Origin of the sequence: Trichocoleus sp. AS-A1 (assembly GCF_039962015.1) — a bacterium.
In the GTDB taxonomy this organism is placed as follows: Bacteria; Cyanobacteriota; Cyanobacteriia; order Cyanobacteriales; family FACHB-T130; genus FACHB-T130.
This window is the reverse complement of the sequence record NZ_JAMPKG010000052.1, coordinates 1-17,842: the sequence shown is the minus strand read 5'-3', so window position 1 is coordinate 17,842 and position 17,842 is coordinate 1. Positions and strand designations below refer to the sequence as shown.

The following is a 17,842-nucleotide window of genomic DNA, read 5'->3' as shown; positions in this document are numbered from 1 at the left end:
ACTTTGAATTCAACAACAGTCGCTTTATTCGGCTTCACCAATCAGGGTAAAAGCGGCCCAGTTATACGGTTGCGGGTATTGTTTCATTGTGGTCAGCATTGCCTGACGTAGTGCTTGGGCTTTGTCAGGATTTGAAGAGAGATAGCGATAAAACTCGGTCATTAATTGGGCAGTTGGGGTATCCGGCACTGCCCAGAGCGACACAACGGCACTTGGAACACCAGCGACAATCAACGAACGAGACAGCCCGATAACGCCATCTCCTGTAATTTTCCCCTGTCCTGTGTCACAAGCACTCAAAACAACTAATTCGGCATTGAGCTTTAGCTTCAGTATTTCTCCAGCAGTGAGGAAACCATCATCGTTGGCTGAGGGCGCAAGAGCGATCGCACCTGGTATACCCAATCCTCTAATATCATCAAGCAACCCATGAGTAGCTAGATGCACCAGTCGTGCAGCGGGTAGTTGCTGCAAAATGTAACTTTTGGTGGCGTTGTCGCCGAGGATGGCTTTGGTATTCAGAAGTCTTGCAATTTCTTTGGCTTCCGCTTCAGAAGCCGGTAACGGTGAAAGTTGCTGAGATTTTTCCTTAATCTTGAGGATGGGCATCGTCGGATTACCCACTACTAAAACCTCCTTTCCTAGAAACCTTTGTGAATACTGTGCCTGCAACCGTTGACGTTGTAGATGGGTCAGTGTCAATACTTGAATTGCTGGAGCTGTCGAAATTGTATGCTTCTCAATCAGATATTGACCAGTGGTATCCCGTAATGCCGGAAATGGTAATAAAAACAGGGATTCTTGAGGAATAAAAATTATCCGCGCTTCAGGCTCCTTTGGCAGAATATCAGCAATGGGTTCAATCAACAATTTATGAAGTTGTGACCTTGCTATCTCTCCTTTACCAGCGCGAGGACCTTGTAAAATACGACTGGTACGAACAAGGTCTTCTACCGATGACGATTGCCGTTGTAGGAACTTCAGGTCAACCCTACGAAATGCGACTTCACCAGTTGGTTGTATCACCCAAATAAACAGTTCTGAATCTTGGGGTTGTCCACTTTGTTGGACAGATGCACCGTGAGGCGTCTCGACGAATTGGTCGCGGATAATTGTATATTCAACAATCGTGGCGTTTTGGATGCGGGCAGTTAGTTGAATTTCTTCAATTGTCGGTGCTTGAGTTGTTAGGTTAGCCTTGTCAGTTTCAGCTAAGCGTCGGGCTAATAACTCTACAAAGGCTCTGGCGCGTCCCTGTTCAGCAATTTCTAATGCTTCATTGACTTTATTTTGAGCGCTGAAAACTTCTTGAAGATTGCGGTAGGCGGCAATTTGAGTTTCAAAAATGGAGACTTTGAAAGCATCATTCGTACCCAGTCCAGCACGCAGAGACTTCCAAATTTCAATTCCATCTAATAGGGTTCGTTCAGCTTCAAGTAGCTTGTTTAAGTGAAATTGAGCATCACCTAAATTAGTTAGCGTGATACCTTCTCCTAGCCGCGCCTGAAGTTCTCGAACAATTACTAAACTCTGTTGATGGTACTCGACCGCCTTGGCATAGCCGCGGCGGTAAGAGTAGGTTGTACCCAGACCCAACAGGGCTTGTGCCTCCTCTAAGCGATTGTCCAGTTCCCGTGCCAGACTCAAGCTTTGTTGCTGGTATTCAGTGGCGCGATTAAAGTCACCGGAAATTGCCTGGGCATTCCCTAAGTTTCCCAAAGCCTGCATTTCCCCCTGGCGATCGCCAATTGTTCGAGAAAGCCTCAAACTTTCTTCTTGATACTGAATGGCTTTTTGATAATCATTTTGAGCCAGATAGGCATTGCCCAGATTTCTTAGCGTTAGCGATTTCCACTGGGGAGCAGATTCGATTGGTGTAATTCCTAAGCTTTGGGTGTAGTAGGCGATCGCTTTTTCGTAGTCCCCAAGGGCAGCATAAGCTGCACCCATGCCTGATAAAGCGATACCTTCTTGGGCGCGGCTGCGAGCCTGTCGCGCTCTTCCCAGTTGCTGCTGGTGGAACTCAATTGCCTTAAGGTAATCTCCGGCTACAAAGTGGGAAATGGCTAAATTGTTTAGGGCATAGGCTTCCCACTCAAAACTTTTTTCTTTTGTAGCAACGTCTAGATTTTGCTTGTAGCACTTTATAAGGTTGTCATAATTCCCTTGAGTGCGATTAGCTGCCCCAGTCTTATTGATCGCCTTAACCTGTTGTTGACAATCTTCCATCTTTTGCGCGATCGCCGAACCCTGCTGAGTATTTTGTTGTGACGAGGAAGTGTTGTTCTGTTCTAGCAATGCCGAAGAGGAACTTTCCGAAGGTGATAAGGCAGTAACAGAGCTATCTGAATTGGTGCGTCCTGGTTCCGCAGACGGCGAATCGTTTGCGTTCGGAAGATTGGGCTTACTGGCAACTGAGGAATCTCCCGATCCAGGCGGGTCTGTTACCTTTGGAACATCAGGTTGAGCTACTGGTGCAGGTGTAGGTGTAGGTGTAGGTGTAAGTCCAGGTTGAGGAGTTCCATCACCAGTTCCATCATCAGGTGGAGGTGACCAGGTGAAATTAGGGTAATACAGTCCTTGTGTTACAAGAGAGGGCTTAGGCCTAGGTGTAAGTCTATCTAGTGTAGAGACGCCAGCAGGTGTACTACCCGAGCGTTGTTTCCATTGGCTTGGAGGAACCAGTAGTAGCGAAGGTTCGGGCAAAACGCCTTGAAGGATTGCCAGTTCCGTGAGGGAAGGTGACTGGGCTAGAGGTTCCCCGATTAGTAATAGACGATCGCTCTCAGGTTGCAAGTTAATAGGTAGTCGATTGGGCGGAACGGCTTGGGGCGGTTGCGGCGGATTGAGGTCTGGGGGTTGCGGCGGATTGGGGTCTGGGGGTTGCGGCGGGTTAGTAACATTAATCGCAATTTGGGATGGCGCTGAGGTGGAGACGGTATCAGTTGCGCTAATAGTAAAAGCGTTTACAGAACCTGTGGCATCTTGGGGCGGGGTGTAGACTAAAATATCGCTGGCGTTAATCGTATCACCCGCACTGAGCGCGACTCCATTTCTGGTCAGCGTTCCTGCTGCGATCGCATCAATCCGGATTAAGGTATTGTCGCCATTGGCATCGCTTGCGATCGGATTTAAATCTGCAAAGGTAAACGTAAGTGGCTGATTTTGCTGAGTATCAGTTAGTTGGGAATTTACCGTTAGCGTCGGTGCTTGGTTAATAAAAGTGATACTAATCCCATCGCTATTAGGATCGGGATCGCCAACTACAAAGGTGTTGTTATTTTGGATTGTGGTGTTGGCATTCGGAATAGTTTGTGCATCAAGAGTTTGACCGTTACCAGCACCATTCCCAGTCCTAATTGCTCCGGCTGTACCGTTGTTAGTCGCATCTCCCACAACAAACTGAAAGTTATCCAATCCACCATTATGTTGAATTGTAACGGAGCCTCCCTGAGAAGTTCCTCTGGTGAAGATGGTAGTACCTACAGGCACTGAAGAATTGCCTATCGTTCCTTCTCCCCTGACAACTCCGTTAGCGAAAATGCTGACGTCGCCACCCACACCCAGACCGCTACTTTGGGTGTTAATGCTATTAAAGCGAATATCACCACCAGCATCCAAACTAACCTGACCTCCTGAACTAACCTGAACTCCTGCACTAACCAATCCCGCAGAAGAATCAATGTCGCCAGCGACAATATTACCGTTAGTGGCATTAAGGTTAATAGCGCCACCATCACCTCCTGGAAATCCAACCGTATCTAGATTCCCCGTAGTGATACTTGCTCCGAAAATTGCTAAATCTCTTCCCCGAGTTGTAATCGATTGAGTTCGATCCATCGAAAAAGACCCAATTCCATCACTCACTCCTGCATCTGCTGTAAATGTAATCGACCCAGCAGCAGGAGCAAAGCCAAAGTTCAGCGATACACCATCGGCGATCGTAATATTATTACTAGCCTCTAGAACAATATTTCCTGTCTGATTTTGGAGATTTGTGGCGTTAATCGTAATTTCCCCAGCCAAATCACCTTGAAATATATCTGGTAAGGCGGCATTAACCCCCCCGGTACTTGGCTCATTAGAAATAATGATATTTGTCGGGTCAAGCAGCAAAGTCCCTAAATTGCCGTTACTAGCACTTACATCAACAGTGCCATCAAAGATCAAGTTTTGCTTACCCGAAACCTCAATAAATCCCCCATCACCCGCCGAGCTACCACCACGAGCGCTAATATTGCCGTAGAAAGCAGTCACTTCATCTGCCCAAACAAGTACCCGACCACCATTCCCGTCAAGTAAACTATCCGCAGCAATTGCCGAATTATTACTAACATAAGTGCGAGATGCATTCGGCACCGTTCCCTGACCTTTGTAATCGCCACCAATCAGCACTGTCCCGCCGCCCGACGTACCAGAGGCGTTAATTTCAGCGCCCAAAAGCCCTACCTTATCTCCCAACATCTGCACAGTACCCCCAGTTTGACCAGGTGCTGTGTCTGAAACATCTAGACGACCAGAGGCAATAACTGTACCTGCATTTGCATCTACCTTTAAACCAGATCCGGTTAGTGATATTGTGCCATCATCATTAATCGTCACTGCTGTAGCATCAGCCAGGTCTCCCCCTGTCAGCAATTCCACCAAAGAAAGAGGGGTGAAGGGTAGAGAATTTGGCCGATTACTCCCACTAGAGGGTAGTTCCAAACTCAGCACCGTCCCCTCCTGGCTAATCCGCACCAAATTCTTTCCCGGTACTGCTGCTACTGTAATCCAACCTCCCAGTGCTGAGACTGTGCCAGTATTAATCACAGTGCCACCTAGCAGAGTTAAGTTTTGACCCTCTGCCACTACCAAGTTTCCAGCATTGATGATTGAGCCTAGTGGAGAAGTCGTGAAGGCAAAAGTGTTGGGGTTTCCTACCAAGGCAGCATAGCTATTAGCACCAACAGCATTAAACCAACTTTCCCCAAAACCAATACCCGTAGCTGTGGTTGCCGTGAAAGCAGCAGGCACGTTTAGCCTTGCATTGGAACCAAAAATTATCCCTGCTGGATTCATCAAGAAGAGGTTTGAATTTCCCTGCGAGACCTGGATTAAGCCATTAATCACCGAGACATCGCCACCGACAATGCGACCCAGGATATTTTGAATTTCTGGGTTTGACACAAAGTTAGCAATCTGCCCAGAATTAAGCCCAAACTGCTCAAAGCTGTGGAAAAGATTGGCTCCCGACTGAGTGCCGCCAGTAATGTCGAAGCGATTTTCTTGAGGAGTAACAACAGTGTTAGTACCATCCGGGCTTGATTCCGGTGTGATGGGTTGTGCTTGGCTCTGTCCGGAAGCGAGTGCTAGGAAAACTAATGTTAGCAACCAACCCAAGTGCTTTGTGGATAGTTTCATCACATGTTCCTTCAAAAGCTTTGCTATAGAACTCAGGCAAGTTTCAATTTATCCGGGTTGATTAAACCTTTTGCAAAAAATGATTTTTGCCATCTCTTTATAGCACTTACTGCCATTCCCGCTGCTATTCAGGCAGATGTGCGAATGAGTGTGAGAGGAATACTCACTTCTTAAACTATTAGCTCCTTGGCAGAGCTAATAGTTTATTTAATAACCAAAAACTAGCACAAACTACTTGTTCAGGTTCCATCATTTAGCTTTTGCCAATAAATTGAAGCTACAAACGTCAGGCTTCTGGAAAAGTGCATAAACCAAAAAGCTTACCCCTAATAAGCCAATCACAGGGATACAAGCTAAGGCTCAAGCTCAAATGCATAATCCGAAAAGTTCACCCCTAATAAGCCAATCACGAGGATACAAGCTAAGGCTCAAGCTCAAATGCATAATCCCAAAAACCAAACCCCAGTAAGCCAATCAAAGAATTCACGAGCCTGTCGTTTTCTAGGCAAGCTGAGCGAGTTTGGAAAAGTAGAAAGTCAACTAGGAGATAAAAAGACCATGAAAAAGCTCATTACAGTAGCTGCATTAGGATTGATTCTAGTTACCATCGGGGCACGGGATGCCCATGCAGCATACAACCATCAAAAGTTTAATGAGTGCTGGAAGTGGATAAGTAACGTGTCAGCATGGGATAAACTCAGCCATGAAGACAAACTAGGCGCGGTTCATTACTGCAAGATTGAGGCCAATAAGGCGAATGTTGTCCCAAACGGTACCAAAGATACTTTCTCAGCAGAATCTAGAAGTGCAGCAGAAAGATATATCAATAATCTTTTGATGCAGAGAAGCCAGCCGACTAATCGTCCTATCAACCGTTAGTATGCTGATATTTCTGACGGGGTGACCACCCCGTCAGACTCTATGATTTATTTGGCTTTTAGCCCAGTTAGTCTCCAGAGGATGTAAGTTACACAATTCACGTTCTCCCCTTAACGCCTATTTTTACTTTCTCAGCGAAATTGAAGATTTGATCGGTGGTTGCCAAAATTTTCCTTGCTTCCTCAAAGCAGTAGCGAATACCAACTACAGCAACGCCACACTGATTATCGATAAGGTTTGCCACCTCTCTGAACGACTGGCTGGTAATTAATCTCGGTTTACCCTTGCAGGCGCTGGTATTGACGGAGAAGGTCAACTCATATTCGTCAATATCGTTATTAATGTCTCGCATGCTAACACAAAGTCTTCATCCGAGACGTAATTATCACAGTAAGGTATTAGCGGTTTAATAGGTATTCTATTTCCGCCGAGTTGTACTAGTCAAAGGCTCTCAAGCTAATCAAAGGGTTTACAAGTCAACTCAACAACCATTTTTAACAGGAGAAACTCCAATAAGGAGTAATTGCGATGGCGAACTTTCTATCCAAGGCTTTCATCTCAACTATGTCGATTTCTGCAACAATTTTAGTGAGCAATCTGCTTGCCCCTCTTCAAGCATCTGCAAAAAATCCGATTGTGCAATGTATGACAGAGGCAATAAACTCAGGTATCTCCGAAACCAATGCAGCGATCGCTTGTCAGGGTGCGCCTGCTTATTTCGATACTACGCCTAGCCTCAGCAATGAAGAACTCGAACATGAGCCTCAACCCAAAACCATGCCAGATGAATCTTTCTTCAAGTTCCTGCAAGCGCTTGGAAGAGAGAATTTTGATGATGACAAGCTAGAGTTTCTTGCTCCTGTAGCTCGTCAGTCTTATTTCAGCTCTGAACAGGCCAGACAAATTCTGGATAAATTTTCCTTCGATAGGAACAGGGAAGAAGCGGCAATAATACTCTATCCCAAAGTAGTCGATCCAGTTAACTGGTTTGTGATTTACGATACGTTCACTTTTAGCAGTAACATTGATGACATCCGTGTTCGTCTCGGTTTTTAGACTCAAACTATGGTTATCTTGCAAAAACTTTTTGAGGACACAGAAATTCCTGTTGGAGTAAATTTGTTTAGGCAGTAACTTCAAAAATAAGCTCAATAAATGGACTTCTATAATATGCATTTTCTAATCCTCGCCTGACTAGGTTCATCTGTGGGGTAGGACTGCGCCATTCGTCACTAAAGTTAGAACAGTGTAACTTTCTTCTTCTCCTTCTGACCTTGTGCAGGGGAGTTTTTTTTCGCACTTTTAAGCCAGATGGCTTCTACTCAAATGCATAATCCCAAAAACCCAACCCCAATAAACCAATCACAGGGAACACAAGTTAAGGCTCTTGCTCAAATGCATAATCCGAAAAACTCAACCCTAATAAGCCAATTACAGGGGACAAAGAAAGTTACTCCATTCTACACAAACAAAAGCATTATTTGGAGAATCATCATGAATAACAATAGCATTCAAGACCAACGACTTTCAGTTAAATTAATTGCCATAGAGCTTCAACCAGGGCTTGAACAAACATTGAAAAACAACCATACTTTTCCCTCTGGCATTATTAACTCGAATATCTTCCAAAGCATTCTGAAGCCAGTTGCACTGCCTGTAAAATCCATTATCCTTGCAACCTTGATGACGGTATCTTTTTCCTCCACAATGGCAATTTTGGGCGGCACTTCTCAAGTTTCTGCAAACCCCTTACCATCATGGCAGGCTAATCCCTTTCAAATTAATGACGTAATTACTTCCCCATCTTCGATTGTTGGTAACTGGGAAGGGTCTCTTTATCCTCAAGGTGATGATACGTCAACCTATGTCGAAATGGTTATAAACCCAGGAGTAAGCCAGCAAGGAACCTGGAAATTTATAGGAGAAAATAATTCTATTCTTGACAGTGGTATTGTAGTTGCTTCTTTGAGTTCTAATAATGTAACTTTGAAATTCAAGCAAAAAAACAAAAAAACTAGTTGGTTTTTCAAATGCAAACTTCAAAACAATAACAAGCTTTCTGGCGAACAGGTTGGTAATACAAATTGGAAGCTTACTTTGAACAAAGCTAATTAAAAATTTAGCCTCTTCAATTGTTATGTAGACATTGCCCCTTGTTCTCTCAAGGACAAGTCGGCAGTAGATGCCTTCAACAGCGTACTTTGTGAATTGATTGTTGTCCTAAGCTTCCTATCCATTGATATACCTCTCACAAGTTTCCTGATTTTTTCCTGAAAATTACACAAAAAAGGAAAGGAGAAAATGTTTCAAATCATCAAAGGCTTACAGACAAAAAGATCGCTGCGTTATGCTATCTGCATCTTCCTTGGAATAGGGTTTGTTGGTCTGTTGAATCACGCAGGGCTAATCGCAGAAGCCTCCAGTGCGATCGCACAAAGTTCTATTACGAACAACGTCACCGATCGGTCGCTCAGGCAAGCTGGCTGGGAACCCGTTGGACAGGTGAATCAAGCGCCTATGCCGGATGATCCCGCTGCTGTGGCAGAATCAAGCCGCGATACAAGGGAAACGGCGGCTTATGTTGTTTTAGAAGATGGTCGGATGTACCGTCGATCGCACCAACCCTCCCCACAAGCGGACGAACCACGAGAATTTTTGGGTATCCCGCGTGACTTTAAAGGAAAGCCGGAAGAATCACCTCAAGACCGTCGTTCTAGTGACAATTCTGAGTTTGCGATCGCAAAAGCCAAAAGCAACAGAAAGCTTGGTGAGCCGTCTGCGTCTGATTTAACTATCAACAAGACAGATGCCGTCGCGGTTCTTCTCGGAGATGACGATCGCAAGGTTTTTGATAAAACCAGCGATTTGACCAGCTACCCCTACCGGACGGTTGGATCGCTCTCAGGCAGTGAAACAGGAACGGGCGCTTGTACGGGGACATTGGTCGGACCACGCCATGTGGTCACGGCGGCGCATTGTCTCCACGACGGCAAAGGAACATGGTACTGGCCCATCTATTTCTCGCCCGGTCAGCAAGGTACCACAAAGCTCAACGGCACACCACGCAAGATGGCTGGACGATATGCTCGAACGTTTGGCTTGTCATGGGACTACGGTTTGATCGTTCTGGAAGACGACCCTAACACGGCAAGTCTCGGCTGGATGGGGATGGGCTGGTACAACAACCTCAATGCCTACAAAGGAAAAAGCGTCCGCAACCTTGGCTACCCCGTCGCCAACCAACAGTGTGCTGCTTCACCACTCGATAACGGCACAAAGAAAGGTCAGTGTGGGGGATATATGTATGGTGATAGCTGCAAGATCGATCGCGCCGTTGATAGCGGCTACATGATCTACAACTGCAATACAACGGGGGGACATAGTGGCAGTTCGGTGTGGGAATGGCGAGGAGATATCCCGACCGTCTTAGCAGTTCACAAACGGGGCAACGAGCCTGAATCTGGTGCGGAAGTGACGGCGAAGCCTGCAACCTTGAACCTCGGACCGCGTTTGCGATCACGGATGTATAGTGATGTTTGTGACTGGATTGGTGAGTCTCCTAGCCAGTACGCCAAACATCAGTGTGAGAAGTAAGTAGCCGTCATGGGCAATCACTTTTTGGAGATTGCCCACCTTCCCCTCAACCCATCGGTTAACGGTTGGACTTCGTGAAGCTGGAAACCTTCGAGTGCGATCACTCGTTCAGTCTAGAAAGAATTGAGGTCGATCACTTTCTCTTTTATTGACGCTATCTGTTAGATACTCTCGCATCGGACCGTTTATGAGATACATTTTTAAAGTTAGTACAATGCGCCTGAAACCCATTGATACCGTGTCTTATAACCCATCTTTTTATTTATGTCTTGTGAGACAATTAATAAATGAGTTATAAGACGTTTTAATGAAAATTGGGTATTGCAGAGTTTCATCCAACGACCAAACATTAAAAGTTTTTAGATAAACTATTTCAAATGCAAGAAGCATGGTTGCCAGCGTTAGAGTACTGGTTTCTACCTGAACTTGATCCTGAGTTGAATTTAAGATTGTTGATGCAAGCTAATGCGATTACCTATAAACCCATCGCATAATCCCTGCCTAACAAGCCCAATGCAGCGGATTCTCATATATCGCTGGTGCTGAGTTTTAGGCATTTAACACCGCTAGCAGCTTCCTAGTCCGGCATTTCCTCGATGCTTCGTGGTTCCCTGTTGGGCTGCTGGTTCATCTGATGACGGTAACGACTGGACGCCTCATAGACTTCCTTGCGTAAACGCTGAATCGATCCCAGGGGCTGATGCTCTGCAATACAATGCCAGGCGTTGAACGACAAGACGTCATCCACGTACACCTGCCGGGCAGGACTGTATGCCTCCTGCATCCCAATTGTGAGTTTGGCGATCGCCTGGTAAGGACTTTCCCCTTCTGACCACTCAATCGACGCATCCTCGATCGGCATCGTCTCTAGATTCGTGCAAAGCTGGACACGTAGTTCATACTCGGCAGACTGTTGCCGGAAGAATTCAACGATTAGATCTCGCAGTACAGAAGCGTTCTGTGTATCAATGCGTTTGCCAATGAGCGGCTGAAGGCTGGCGGAGACGGGAGTGACACTCAATTTAGCAATGTAATCTCCATAGCGCAGGGCAGCAGAGGTATGGTAGGTTTCCCCCAGAATGTGAGTTTCGGGCTGGGTGAGACCTAACGCGCTCGGATAGAGGTTGATCCCTACTTTCTGAGTCATCGCATTGGTCATTCGAGCAACCGTTCCGAATAGCTGTTGTGCCTCCTCTGGGGCACTGACCACAACCTTTTCCTGGAGCAACTGCTCTGGGAGAAAGCGAGCAATAGTGCCCGATGGAAAGACCGGACTGTTGATCATCAAAAAGTCCTGAGTCACAGCATCAGGTTCGGTCTCCAGGAGCTTCGGTCCTGCCACGCCAATAACCTTGATGCCCATGCCGCGGAAGCAAGATAGACCATCCGGCATGATGTCACCGGGAACGGTTGAGAAGCGAATCATCACCGGATAAGTGCGGGGTTGGCAAAACAATCCCTGCGCGAGATGGGTAGGCAAGTTGTCGTAGATCCTCAGTTCCCCCTTCAGTCCGCCATGACTCTTGGCATGAGCGCCCCGCATGGCATGGCGATGCTTATCAAACACCTTCTGCCCCTGCCGGGCAACGGAATCAACGATTTCGCGAATCAGCCGCTCCTCGTCGGGTTGCTTGACTTCTAAAGTTTGGGAGTAACGGATGAATGGTTTAGGGGTGAGCATTGAGCGATCGATTCTGTGGGAACTGAACTTATACATCTGTAGTTTAAGGATTTGCTCCTGGCTCCTGCACTTCATCCTACTTAAGGAGGAAATGACTCAGAAGGCAAAACGGCAAAACGCTCTCGATGACCGCATTGAATCCGGTTGTTTAGCAAACGCGGCAAAAACAACTTTAAGGCTAGAACCTTTGCTGAGCGAATGTTTCGACCTCTCTTTTCTGTAGAATTCAAGACATTCAAATCGTTAAAACCTTTGATGAGTAAAGCTTTCACCCAGAAAAATCTCACGATTACAAATCTCATCAGCTAAAAATCGCTGCATCTGGGCTGACTCCTATTGAGTGCGGAAGAGCAAAGGAAGCGTCGCCTATCCGATACGGGTGAAGGTAGACTCATGGAAGTTAACTGACAAACAGAACCATAACGAACTCTGCAAAACATTACCTCGAAAAGCTTTTACTTTAAAAAACCCTGGTCAGTATCAGAGGAAAGCTTGAAGTCCAAAAACTGTGAACAACAATCAATCCGGTTCGCGTAGTGCTGATATTTGCCGCTTTTGTAAGCCTCCGAAACGCGATTACTATTGTTGCAGTGCTTCTCGGGGCTAAATAATCTCGTTCATTGTCCGGTCGGGCTTACTTAATCAGCGGTTTGGGTTCTCATAGCAACTCTACCTAAACAGTATTTGGTTGGGCGAATCCAGCAACAGTGAAACGCTCATGAATCCGTTAGCCGCTGAGAGTAACTCCACCGAAAAGAGTCCCATTAGGCGGAGTCTAAACCCCTCATTCTGGCATACTTAATGCAGTAATTGAGTAATGCAGTAACATGACCGTCATCTCTTTCGTTAATGAGAAAGGGGGCAGCACGAAATCCACGTCTGCTCTGCATTTCGCCTACTGGCTAGCTACCAAAAAAAAGAAAAAAATACAGGTGGTTGACGGCGATCCACAGCGCTCCCTCTCCAGATGGTTCGCCTCTATGGAAAGTCCAATCCCTGTGACTGCCCTAATAAGTCCTGACGATCTACTTGAACAAATTCCAGTTTTGGCTGAATCCGTTGATTTCCTGGTAGTTGATGGAGCAGGCAGTTTAGCTGAATCGACCAGAGCGATTCTCTTTCGCACTGATTTGGCTGTAATCCCCTGCCAACCCAGTAAGTTAGACCTGGATGCCGCTGCTGACACTGTGAGATTGATTAAACAAGCTCAGTCAGTTCGTGGCGGATTACCCAAGGCAGCAGTATTTCTCAGCCGCGCTCAGAAAAACACCCGATTGAAAACTGAGGCTATTTCCCTGCTTGAAAAGATCCCTGACTTAATATCCCTGAAAACAATCATCCATCAACGGCAATCAACCGCCGACTCCTTTGGTCAATCAGCAACCGTGTGGGACTTACCTGGCCCCGGAGCGATCGCAGCAACCGGAGAATTTGAGCAACTATTCAGAGAAATTTTGAGGCTGGTACCATGACCAAAAAACGCAAGCCTCTAAACAATGACGATAACCTTGCCAAACAATTTGTCTATGGAGAACCAATTACTCCCCCACCCAAACAAAATAAACCTCAAGAAGTAGAACCCCCACCCAAGGAAACTACAATCAGGCTCACGGTAGACCTAGCCGAATCCATGCACAGAAAGTTATCAATTCTGGCAGCGCGAACTGGGAAGAAGAAAGCCGAAATCGTCAGAATGCTTTTAGATGAAGCACTGCAAGATGTAGAAGATTAATTACTGCATTACTGCATTACTGCGATACTGTTTAGACTTGTCCTGATTGGGAAACAGAAATTCTTAGCCCCTAGTGATCGCCCTCAGTTCTGGCAGAAACTGAGTAACCCAACTACAAGACTATGTCGAAGATCCCAGAGTGTGATCGCTGTTAGATCAATCCTCGCAATTTTTTATAGTGTGTGTCGTGCATCCCACGAAACCTGATACTGACCGCTGTCTCGACTTCCGGCCCTCCTGACGGTGAAGCTAGAATTCGGCGCTCCGAATTCTAGAGAGCGATCGCTGTCCCATTAAGAGCCTCATTTGGGTGTAAAGAATTGTGAGGTGTCTGCCCTTAGTGTCTTCTTACACCTTTGAAAACAGCATATTTAACCCTTCAGTCATCGTGGGATGAGTCAACACTCCATCACGCAGCACGGTGTAAGGCATCTGAGCTTGCATCACCATTTGCACCGTCGAAATCACTTCACCCGCTTCATGACACAAGAGTGAACAACCGAGAATACGACCCGTCTCGGTATCCACGATCGCCTTCATCAGTCCATCGGTTTGACCCTCTGTTACCGCTCGCAGAATGTTTGAGGCATCCAGCTTCGCCACTCGGATGGCATACCCTTGTTGCCGTGCTTCGGTTTCGGTCAGTCCCACCTGAGCCAGTTCTGGGTCGATAAAGAGACAAAATGGAACTAAGCGATCGCGCGTGCTGCGGTTGCCCCCATCAATCAGATTCGCTTTCACAATCCGATAATCATCAAGCGCCACATGGGTATATTGCGGTCCTCCGTTGATATCGCCTAACGCCCAAATACTCGGTATGTTCGTTTCCAGGCGATCGTTGACTCGAATGAATCCGCGTGCATCGGTTGCTACACCAGCAGCAGCTAGATTTAAGCTGTCGGAGTTTGGTGTACGACCGACGGTAACGAGCAAATGCGAACCTTGAAGTTCCATTTCCCGATCGGCGACTTGAAGAAGAAGTTTAGTTGCCTTGCCAGAGCGATCGACCCTTAACACCTTCGCCTTCAGCAAGAATTCAATGCCGTCTCGTTCCAGTAGCGTTTGCACCGCGATCGCAATATCTGGGTCTTGCTGTGACAGGATTTGCTCACTTTGCCCAATGACAGTGACGCGACAGCCAAAGCGCCGGAACATTTGGGCAAACTCCAACCCAATGAAGCCACTCCCAAGCACGATCAGATGCTCCGGCAACTCTTCCAATTCCATGATCGACTCACTGGTCAAAAACCCAACTTCTTTGAGTCCCGGCACGGATGGAATCAACGGTCGCGTGCCTGTATTGATAAACAGTCGTTCGGCGGTGAGTAACCGAGTAGTATCCTCAGCTGTTGCCACTTCAATCGTTTTAGGTGCCACAAAGCGAGCGGTGCCAATGATCAGATCGTCCCCCAATGCGGTGTGCAACTTGTTAAGATTTATTGGTCGCAGGGACTGCACGACCGATCGTTTGCGCCCAATCACTGCCGCTATATCAACCGTTGGCGGTGTCGTCTTGATGCCATAGGCAGAACTGTGAAGCACAGTATTTGCCACTTCTGCACTTGCCACCATCGTTTTGCTGGAATGCAGGCAATATTAGGGCACAAGCCACCAATCATGTTTAAGCTACGTTCCACCAGAGCGGTTTTGCGTCCGTCCGCGACTAGTGCAGGTGCCAGTGTTTTACCCGCTTTACCGCCGCCGATAATAATGTCGTCGTAGTATTGGGTATCCATTTCCATCTCCTTTGCGTTTGACGTTACTTCATTCGGCGATTGGGATTACTTCACAGCAGAGCTAACAGCAAAAATCTTTGAACTTTTTTCCATGTAAAAACTATCATTGCGATCACCTGTGTATTCATGATTCCTGCTGGATTGTTGAAATCTCTAAAATGGCTTTTGTTGCCTGCATGATTAACTTAAAAACTGGTGGGATTGGTAACCGATTGCCTGCTGGATATGGGGTAGCACCAAATAGACAAACACCATTTCCACTTGGATTTTTCTGAGCTGCAAGTGCAACTGCCTGTGTAATTAGCATCGTTGATAGGCGTTATGCCATTGCTGCTACAACGTCGTCCGTAGACAGAACGGCGTTGGCGATATACCCGAAATTAATCAGTGCTGCTTTGTAGCCGTCGCCCAGTTCCGGATGTTGAGGCGCAGCCGTCGCGTCTTTGACGACGAGTACCTCAAATCCCTGTTCGATCAAGTCGCGTAGGTGAGCTTCAACACAAATATTTGCCAGCATTCCAAGGAGAATGACTTTGCTGATGTTGCGCTTACGCAGTTGTAAAACGAGGTCGTTGCTCTGCGGTCCATAGGCTTTGTGGGGACTGACCACAATCGTCTTGCCATCTTCGATAAAGGGCTTGTAGCGATCGAGCCAGTCAGCACCAGAACCCAAGAAACCGTCCAGGCTCAACGCACCCCTGCGATCAAACTCCCTGGATTTAAGCATCATTTGCTCCACGGTTCCGGCAAATTTCCAGCCATAGTCGGTGGGGTAGTAATAGTGGGGGGAGATGAAAACCTCAAATTTATTCTGCTTCGCGGCTTTGAAGATGCGCTCAATGTTCTCGACGGTCTTGTTATCTTTGACATTGTTACCCACCAAGTCCCAGGAAACCCCTGTTTCGCTCAAGACATCGTTTTGCGGATCAATAACGACTACTGCGGTGTCATTCTTGTTGATGTTCATGTCTCTTTTCGCTTGTTGATGTTCACGGTTATCTTTGGTCTGGCACTAACGCAACTGGGTTTTAAAAAAGTGCTTAACACGCGCTAGAGGATTTAATTTTTCCTACAAGTTCGCTGCATCAAGATACGGTTGTTTTTATACACCTCTAAAGTTCCAGACTGCGGGTTATCTAACGTGCCATCCCACACCCAATATTGATAATTTCCATTCCGAAACTTATACACTCGAACACCTTCTGTCGCTTGGCTAGTTCCTCCGTCTAAACTTAAATTCCCGTTGGGACTGGTCGAGCGATACAGCAGTTTACCAGAAGTATGATTCTGCCAAATATTAATGTTGTAGCCACCTCGGCATTTCGTACTCAGGATGATGCCAGCAGTAGAATCAGCAGACGCTCTTAAGGAAAAATTAGCTAAGACACTGATGGGCAGAGCCAGGAGTAATGCAGATATTTTTAGTAGTGTTTTCATTGTTTTCAAGAGTGTTGTAAAACTAATTAGACTGAAATCGTTCATATTGAAAAGTTTTGTTCTGTACTCAGCCTTTGCCCATGTCTTTGCTTCCCCCTGCCACCAGCAGAGCACAGCGATTCCGATGTATCCGCGATGCGTTCACACTGCTTTATTGCGCGGTTGCAGCGTGTTCGATGATCTCGGCAACGGCGTCTGGATGGGAAACCATTACTACATGTGAAGCGCCATTTACTATGATCGTCTTCTTGGAGCTGGCGCGGTTCGCCATGAAAGAATGCACCGCCGCCGGAATGTTCAAGTCGCGATCGCCATAGATGAACCAGGACGGGGTGGACTTCCATGCAGGCGTGCCGGAGGCTTCATTAAACGCGGCTTCCATAATCGGACGCTGGGTACTAGCCATCAGTTGCGCGTCGTTAGCGGGCACATCAGCAGCAAATTGGGCGTGGAACTTGCTCTGCTGAATATACAGGTCTTTGCCACCATCGGGCAGGACAACCGGCGGCGCGAGGGTCGGCGTGAGCGTGCTGCCCGGATAACGTCCTGAGAGTTCGGCGGCAGTCTCGCCTTCCTCAGGAGCAAAGCCAGCAACGTAGACCAGTGCTTTCACATTGTTGTTACCATTAACCGCATTGGTCGTTACCGAACCTCCGTAGGAATGTGCAACCAGCACGATGGGACCGTTGATGTCTTTAAGGACGCTAGCAACATAGTCTGCATCGCTTTTGACGCCACGTAGGGGATTAGCCACAGCAACCGTCGGGTAACCTTTTGTGATCAGTTTGGTCAATACCCCGTTCCAACTGGAAGACTCGGCGAATGCGCCGTGGACGAACACGATCGTAGGCTTATTGGCTTGTGCGCTGGCAGTATTCATGATGGCCCCCAGAGAAGTGATTGTAATGGTTCCTAAAAAGAGAATGACAATCAGAAGCAGGCGAATGCCGTTCCTGAAGGTGAGCATATTCATGTTGTGACTTCCTTTGAATTCATTTCGTTGTATAGGCTGCAACCGTGATGTGAGAAATTGACGGATGTGGGTTGCGATAACGAAGCGCTGCGAAGTGTCGATCGCATCATTTCATAGGACTTACGCAAATTGAGCTTTAAAGCGCCATCAGTAGGGGCGTACAGCTATGCGCCCCTACTATATGTGGCGTTAGTGCGTAAGTCCTGATTTCACAGACCTGACTCATCGCTTAAGATCGGGCATTGTGAACGTCACTGTTTCGCTGGTGATTACTTTGTGTGTAGGGTCGGCTAGTTCACGGGGTGACAACCCCGTCAAAATATGCGTAAAATCAAGGACATAGCCCTCAGACCTCTCTGAAAAAATGGCAGCTTGTTACGTCTTATTACCATTAATTCATGAACAAT

General features: G+C 46.9%; 13 protein-coding genes. 6 read left to right on the top strand and 7 right to left on the bottom strand.

Features of this window, described 5'->3' with window-relative positions:
* Nucleotides 1-24: 24 nt before the first annotated feature.
* Entirely contained in the window at nucleotides 25-5,403 is a 5,379-nt protein-coding gene (locus NC994_RS25300) for a CHAT domain-containing protein (protein ID WP_190433909.1), read from the bottom strand.
* Between the two features lie 558 nt (nucleotides 5,404-5,961).
* On the opposite strand from NC994_RS25300, the gene NC994_RS25295 reads away from it, so the two are divergent.
* Entirely contained in the window at nucleotides 5,962-6,282 is a 321-nt protein-coding gene (locus NC994_RS25295) for a hypothetical protein (RefSeq protein ID WP_190433907.1), read from the top strand.
* A 97-nt stretch (nucleotides 6,283-6,379) separates the two neighbouring features.
* On the opposite strand, the gene NC994_RS25290 is transcribed toward NC994_RS25295, so the two are convergent.
* Nucleotides 6,380-6,634 carry a hypothetical protein gene (locus NC994_RS25290; RefSeq protein ID WP_190433905.1) on the bottom strand — a complete coding sequence of 85 codons (255 nt, stop codon included), beginning with the start codon at nucleotides 6,632-6,634 and terminating at the stop codon, nucleotides 6,380-6,382.
* A gap of 176 nt (nucleotides 6,635-6,810) precedes the next feature.
* Here NC994_RS25290 and NC994_RS25285 point away from each other — a divergent pair, with 176 nt between their 5' ends.
* The 3 genes from NC994_RS25285 (at nucleotide 6,811) to NC994_RS25275 (ending at nucleotide 9,876) form a co-directional block, all read left to right on the top strand.
* Nucleotides 6,811-7,338, top strand: a complete 528-nt coding sequence (locus NC994_RS25285; protein ID WP_190433903.1) for a DUF4476 domain-containing protein — start codon at nucleotides 6,811-6,813, stop codon at nucleotides 7,336-7,338.
* A gap of 255 nt (nucleotides 7,339-7,593) precedes the next feature.
* A complete protein-coding gene (locus NC994_RS25280) occupies nucleotides 7,594-8,397 on the top strand; it encodes a hypothetical protein (protein WP_190433901.1) in 804 nt (267 codons plus the stop codon).
* 186 nt (nucleotides 8,398-8,583) lie between these two features.
* The gene (locus tag NC994_RS25275) at nucleotides 8,584-9,876 is read left to right on the top strand and encodes a trypsin-like peptidase domain-containing protein (protein ID WP_190433899.1); all 1,293 of its coding nucleotides are present in this window, start codon (nucleotides 8,584-8,586) and stop codon (nucleotides 9,874-9,876) included.
* A 577-nt stretch (nucleotides 9,877-10,453) separates the two neighbouring features.
* Here NC994_RS25275 and NC994_RS25270 read toward each other — a convergent pair.
* Entirely contained in the window at nucleotides 10,454-11,593 is a 1,140-nt protein-coding gene (locus tag NC994_RS25270; RefSeq protein WP_199299533.1) for a catalase family protein, read from the bottom strand.
* Nucleotides 11,594-12,384: 791 nt separating this feature from the next.
* Between NC994_RS25270 and NC994_RS25265 the strand changes: the two genes are divergently transcribed.
* A complete protein-coding gene (locus tag NC994_RS25265; RefSeq protein ID WP_190433897.1) occupies nucleotides 12,385-13,029 on the top strand; it encodes an AAA family ATPase in 645 nt (214 codons plus the stop codon).
* The gene (locus tag NC994_RS25260) at nucleotides 13,026-13,289 is read left to right on the top strand and encodes a CopG family transcriptional regulator (RefSeq protein WP_190433895.1); all 264 of its coding nucleotides are present in this window, start codon (nucleotides 13,026-13,028) and stop codon (nucleotides 13,287-13,289) included. The genes NC994_RS25265 and NC994_RS25260 overlap by 4 nt, the downstream gene beginning before the upstream one ends.
* A gap of 348 nt (nucleotides 13,290-13,637) precedes the next feature.
* On the opposite strand, the gene NC994_RS25255 is transcribed toward NC994_RS25260, so the two are convergent.
* The 4 genes from NC994_RS25255 to NC994_RS25240 all read right to left on the bottom strand — a co-directional run bounded on the left by NC994_RS25255 (nucleotide 13,638) and on the right by NC994_RS25240 (nucleotide 17,435).
* Nucleotides 13,638-14,861, bottom strand: a complete 1,224-nt coding sequence (locus NC994_RS25255) for an FAD-dependent oxidoreductase (RefSeq protein ID WP_242030459.1) — start codon at nucleotides 14,859-14,861, stop codon at nucleotides 13,638-13,640.
* Between the two features lie 483 nt (nucleotides 14,862-15,344).
* Nucleotides 15,345-15,992: a cysteine hydrolase gene (locus tag NC994_RS25250; protein WP_190430867.1), complete on the bottom strand. Its 648-nt coding sequence runs from the start codon at nucleotides 15,990-15,992 to the stop codon at nucleotides 15,345-15,347.
* A 92-nt stretch (nucleotides 15,993-16,084) separates the two neighbouring features.
* Nucleotides 16,085-16,462 carry a hypothetical protein gene (locus NC994_RS25245; protein WP_190433893.1) on the bottom strand — a complete coding sequence of 126 codons (378 nt, stop codon included), beginning with the start codon at nucleotides 16,460-16,462 and terminating at the stop codon, nucleotides 16,085-16,087.
* Between the two features lie 151 nt (nucleotides 16,463-16,613).
* A complete protein-coding gene (locus tag NC994_RS25240) occupies nucleotides 16,614-17,435 on the bottom strand; it encodes an alpha/beta hydrolase (protein ID WP_190424669.1) in 822 nt (273 codons plus the stop codon).
* Nucleotides 17,436-17,842 lie beyond the last annotated feature (407 nt).

Excerpts from the sequence above, each read along its gene's own strand:
- NC994_RS25300 (WP_190433909.1), bottom strand. The coding sequence starts at position 5,403 with ATGAAACTATCCACAAAGCACTTGGGTTGGTTGCTAACATTAGTTTTC.
- NC994_RS25295 (WP_190433907.1), top strand. The coding sequence starts at position 5,962 with ATGAAAAAGCTCATTACAGTAGCTGCATTAGGATTGATTCTAGTTACC.
- NC994_RS25290 (WP_190433905.1), bottom strand. The coding sequence starts at position 6,634 with ATGCGAGACATTAATAACGATATTGACGAATATGAGTTGACCTTCTCC.
- NC994_RS25285 (WP_190433903.1), top strand. The coding sequence starts at position 6,811 with ATGGCGAACTTTCTATCCAAGGCTTTCATCTCAACTATGTCGATTTCT.
- NC994_RS25280 (WP_190433901.1), top strand. The coding sequence starts at position 7,594 with ATGGCTTCTACTCAAATGCATAATCCCAAAAACCCAACCCCAATAAAC.
- NC994_RS25275 (WP_190433899.1), top strand. The coding sequence starts at position 8,584 with ATGTTTCAAATCATCAAAGGCTTACAGACAAAAAGATCGCTGCGTTAT.
- NC994_RS25270 (WP_199299533.1), bottom strand. The coding sequence starts at position 11,593 with ATGTATAAGTTCAGTTCCCACAGAATCGATCGCTCAATGCTCACCCCT.
- NC994_RS25265 (WP_190433897.1), top strand. The coding sequence starts at position 12,385 with ATGACCGTCATCTCTTTCGTTAATGAGAAAGGGGGCAGCACGAAATCC.
- NC994_RS25260 (WP_190433895.1), top strand. The coding sequence starts at position 13,026 with ATGACCAAAAAACGCAAGCCTCTAAACAATGACGATAACCTTGCCAAA.
- NC994_RS25255 (WP_242030459.1), bottom strand. The coding sequence starts at position 14,861 with ATGGTGGCAAGTGCAGAAGTGGCAAATACTGTGCTTCACAGTTCTGCC.
- NC994_RS25250 (WP_190430867.1), bottom strand. The coding sequence starts at position 15,992 with ATGAACATCAACAAGAATGACACCGCAGTAGTCGTTATTGATCCGCAA.
- NC994_RS25245 (WP_190433893.1), bottom strand. The coding sequence starts at position 16,462 with ATGAAAACACTACTAAAAATATCTGCATTACTCCTGGCTCTGCCCATC.
- NC994_RS25240 (WP_190424669.1), bottom strand. The coding sequence starts at position 17,435 with ATGAATATGCTCACCTTCAGGAACGGCATTCGCCTGCTTCTGATTGTC.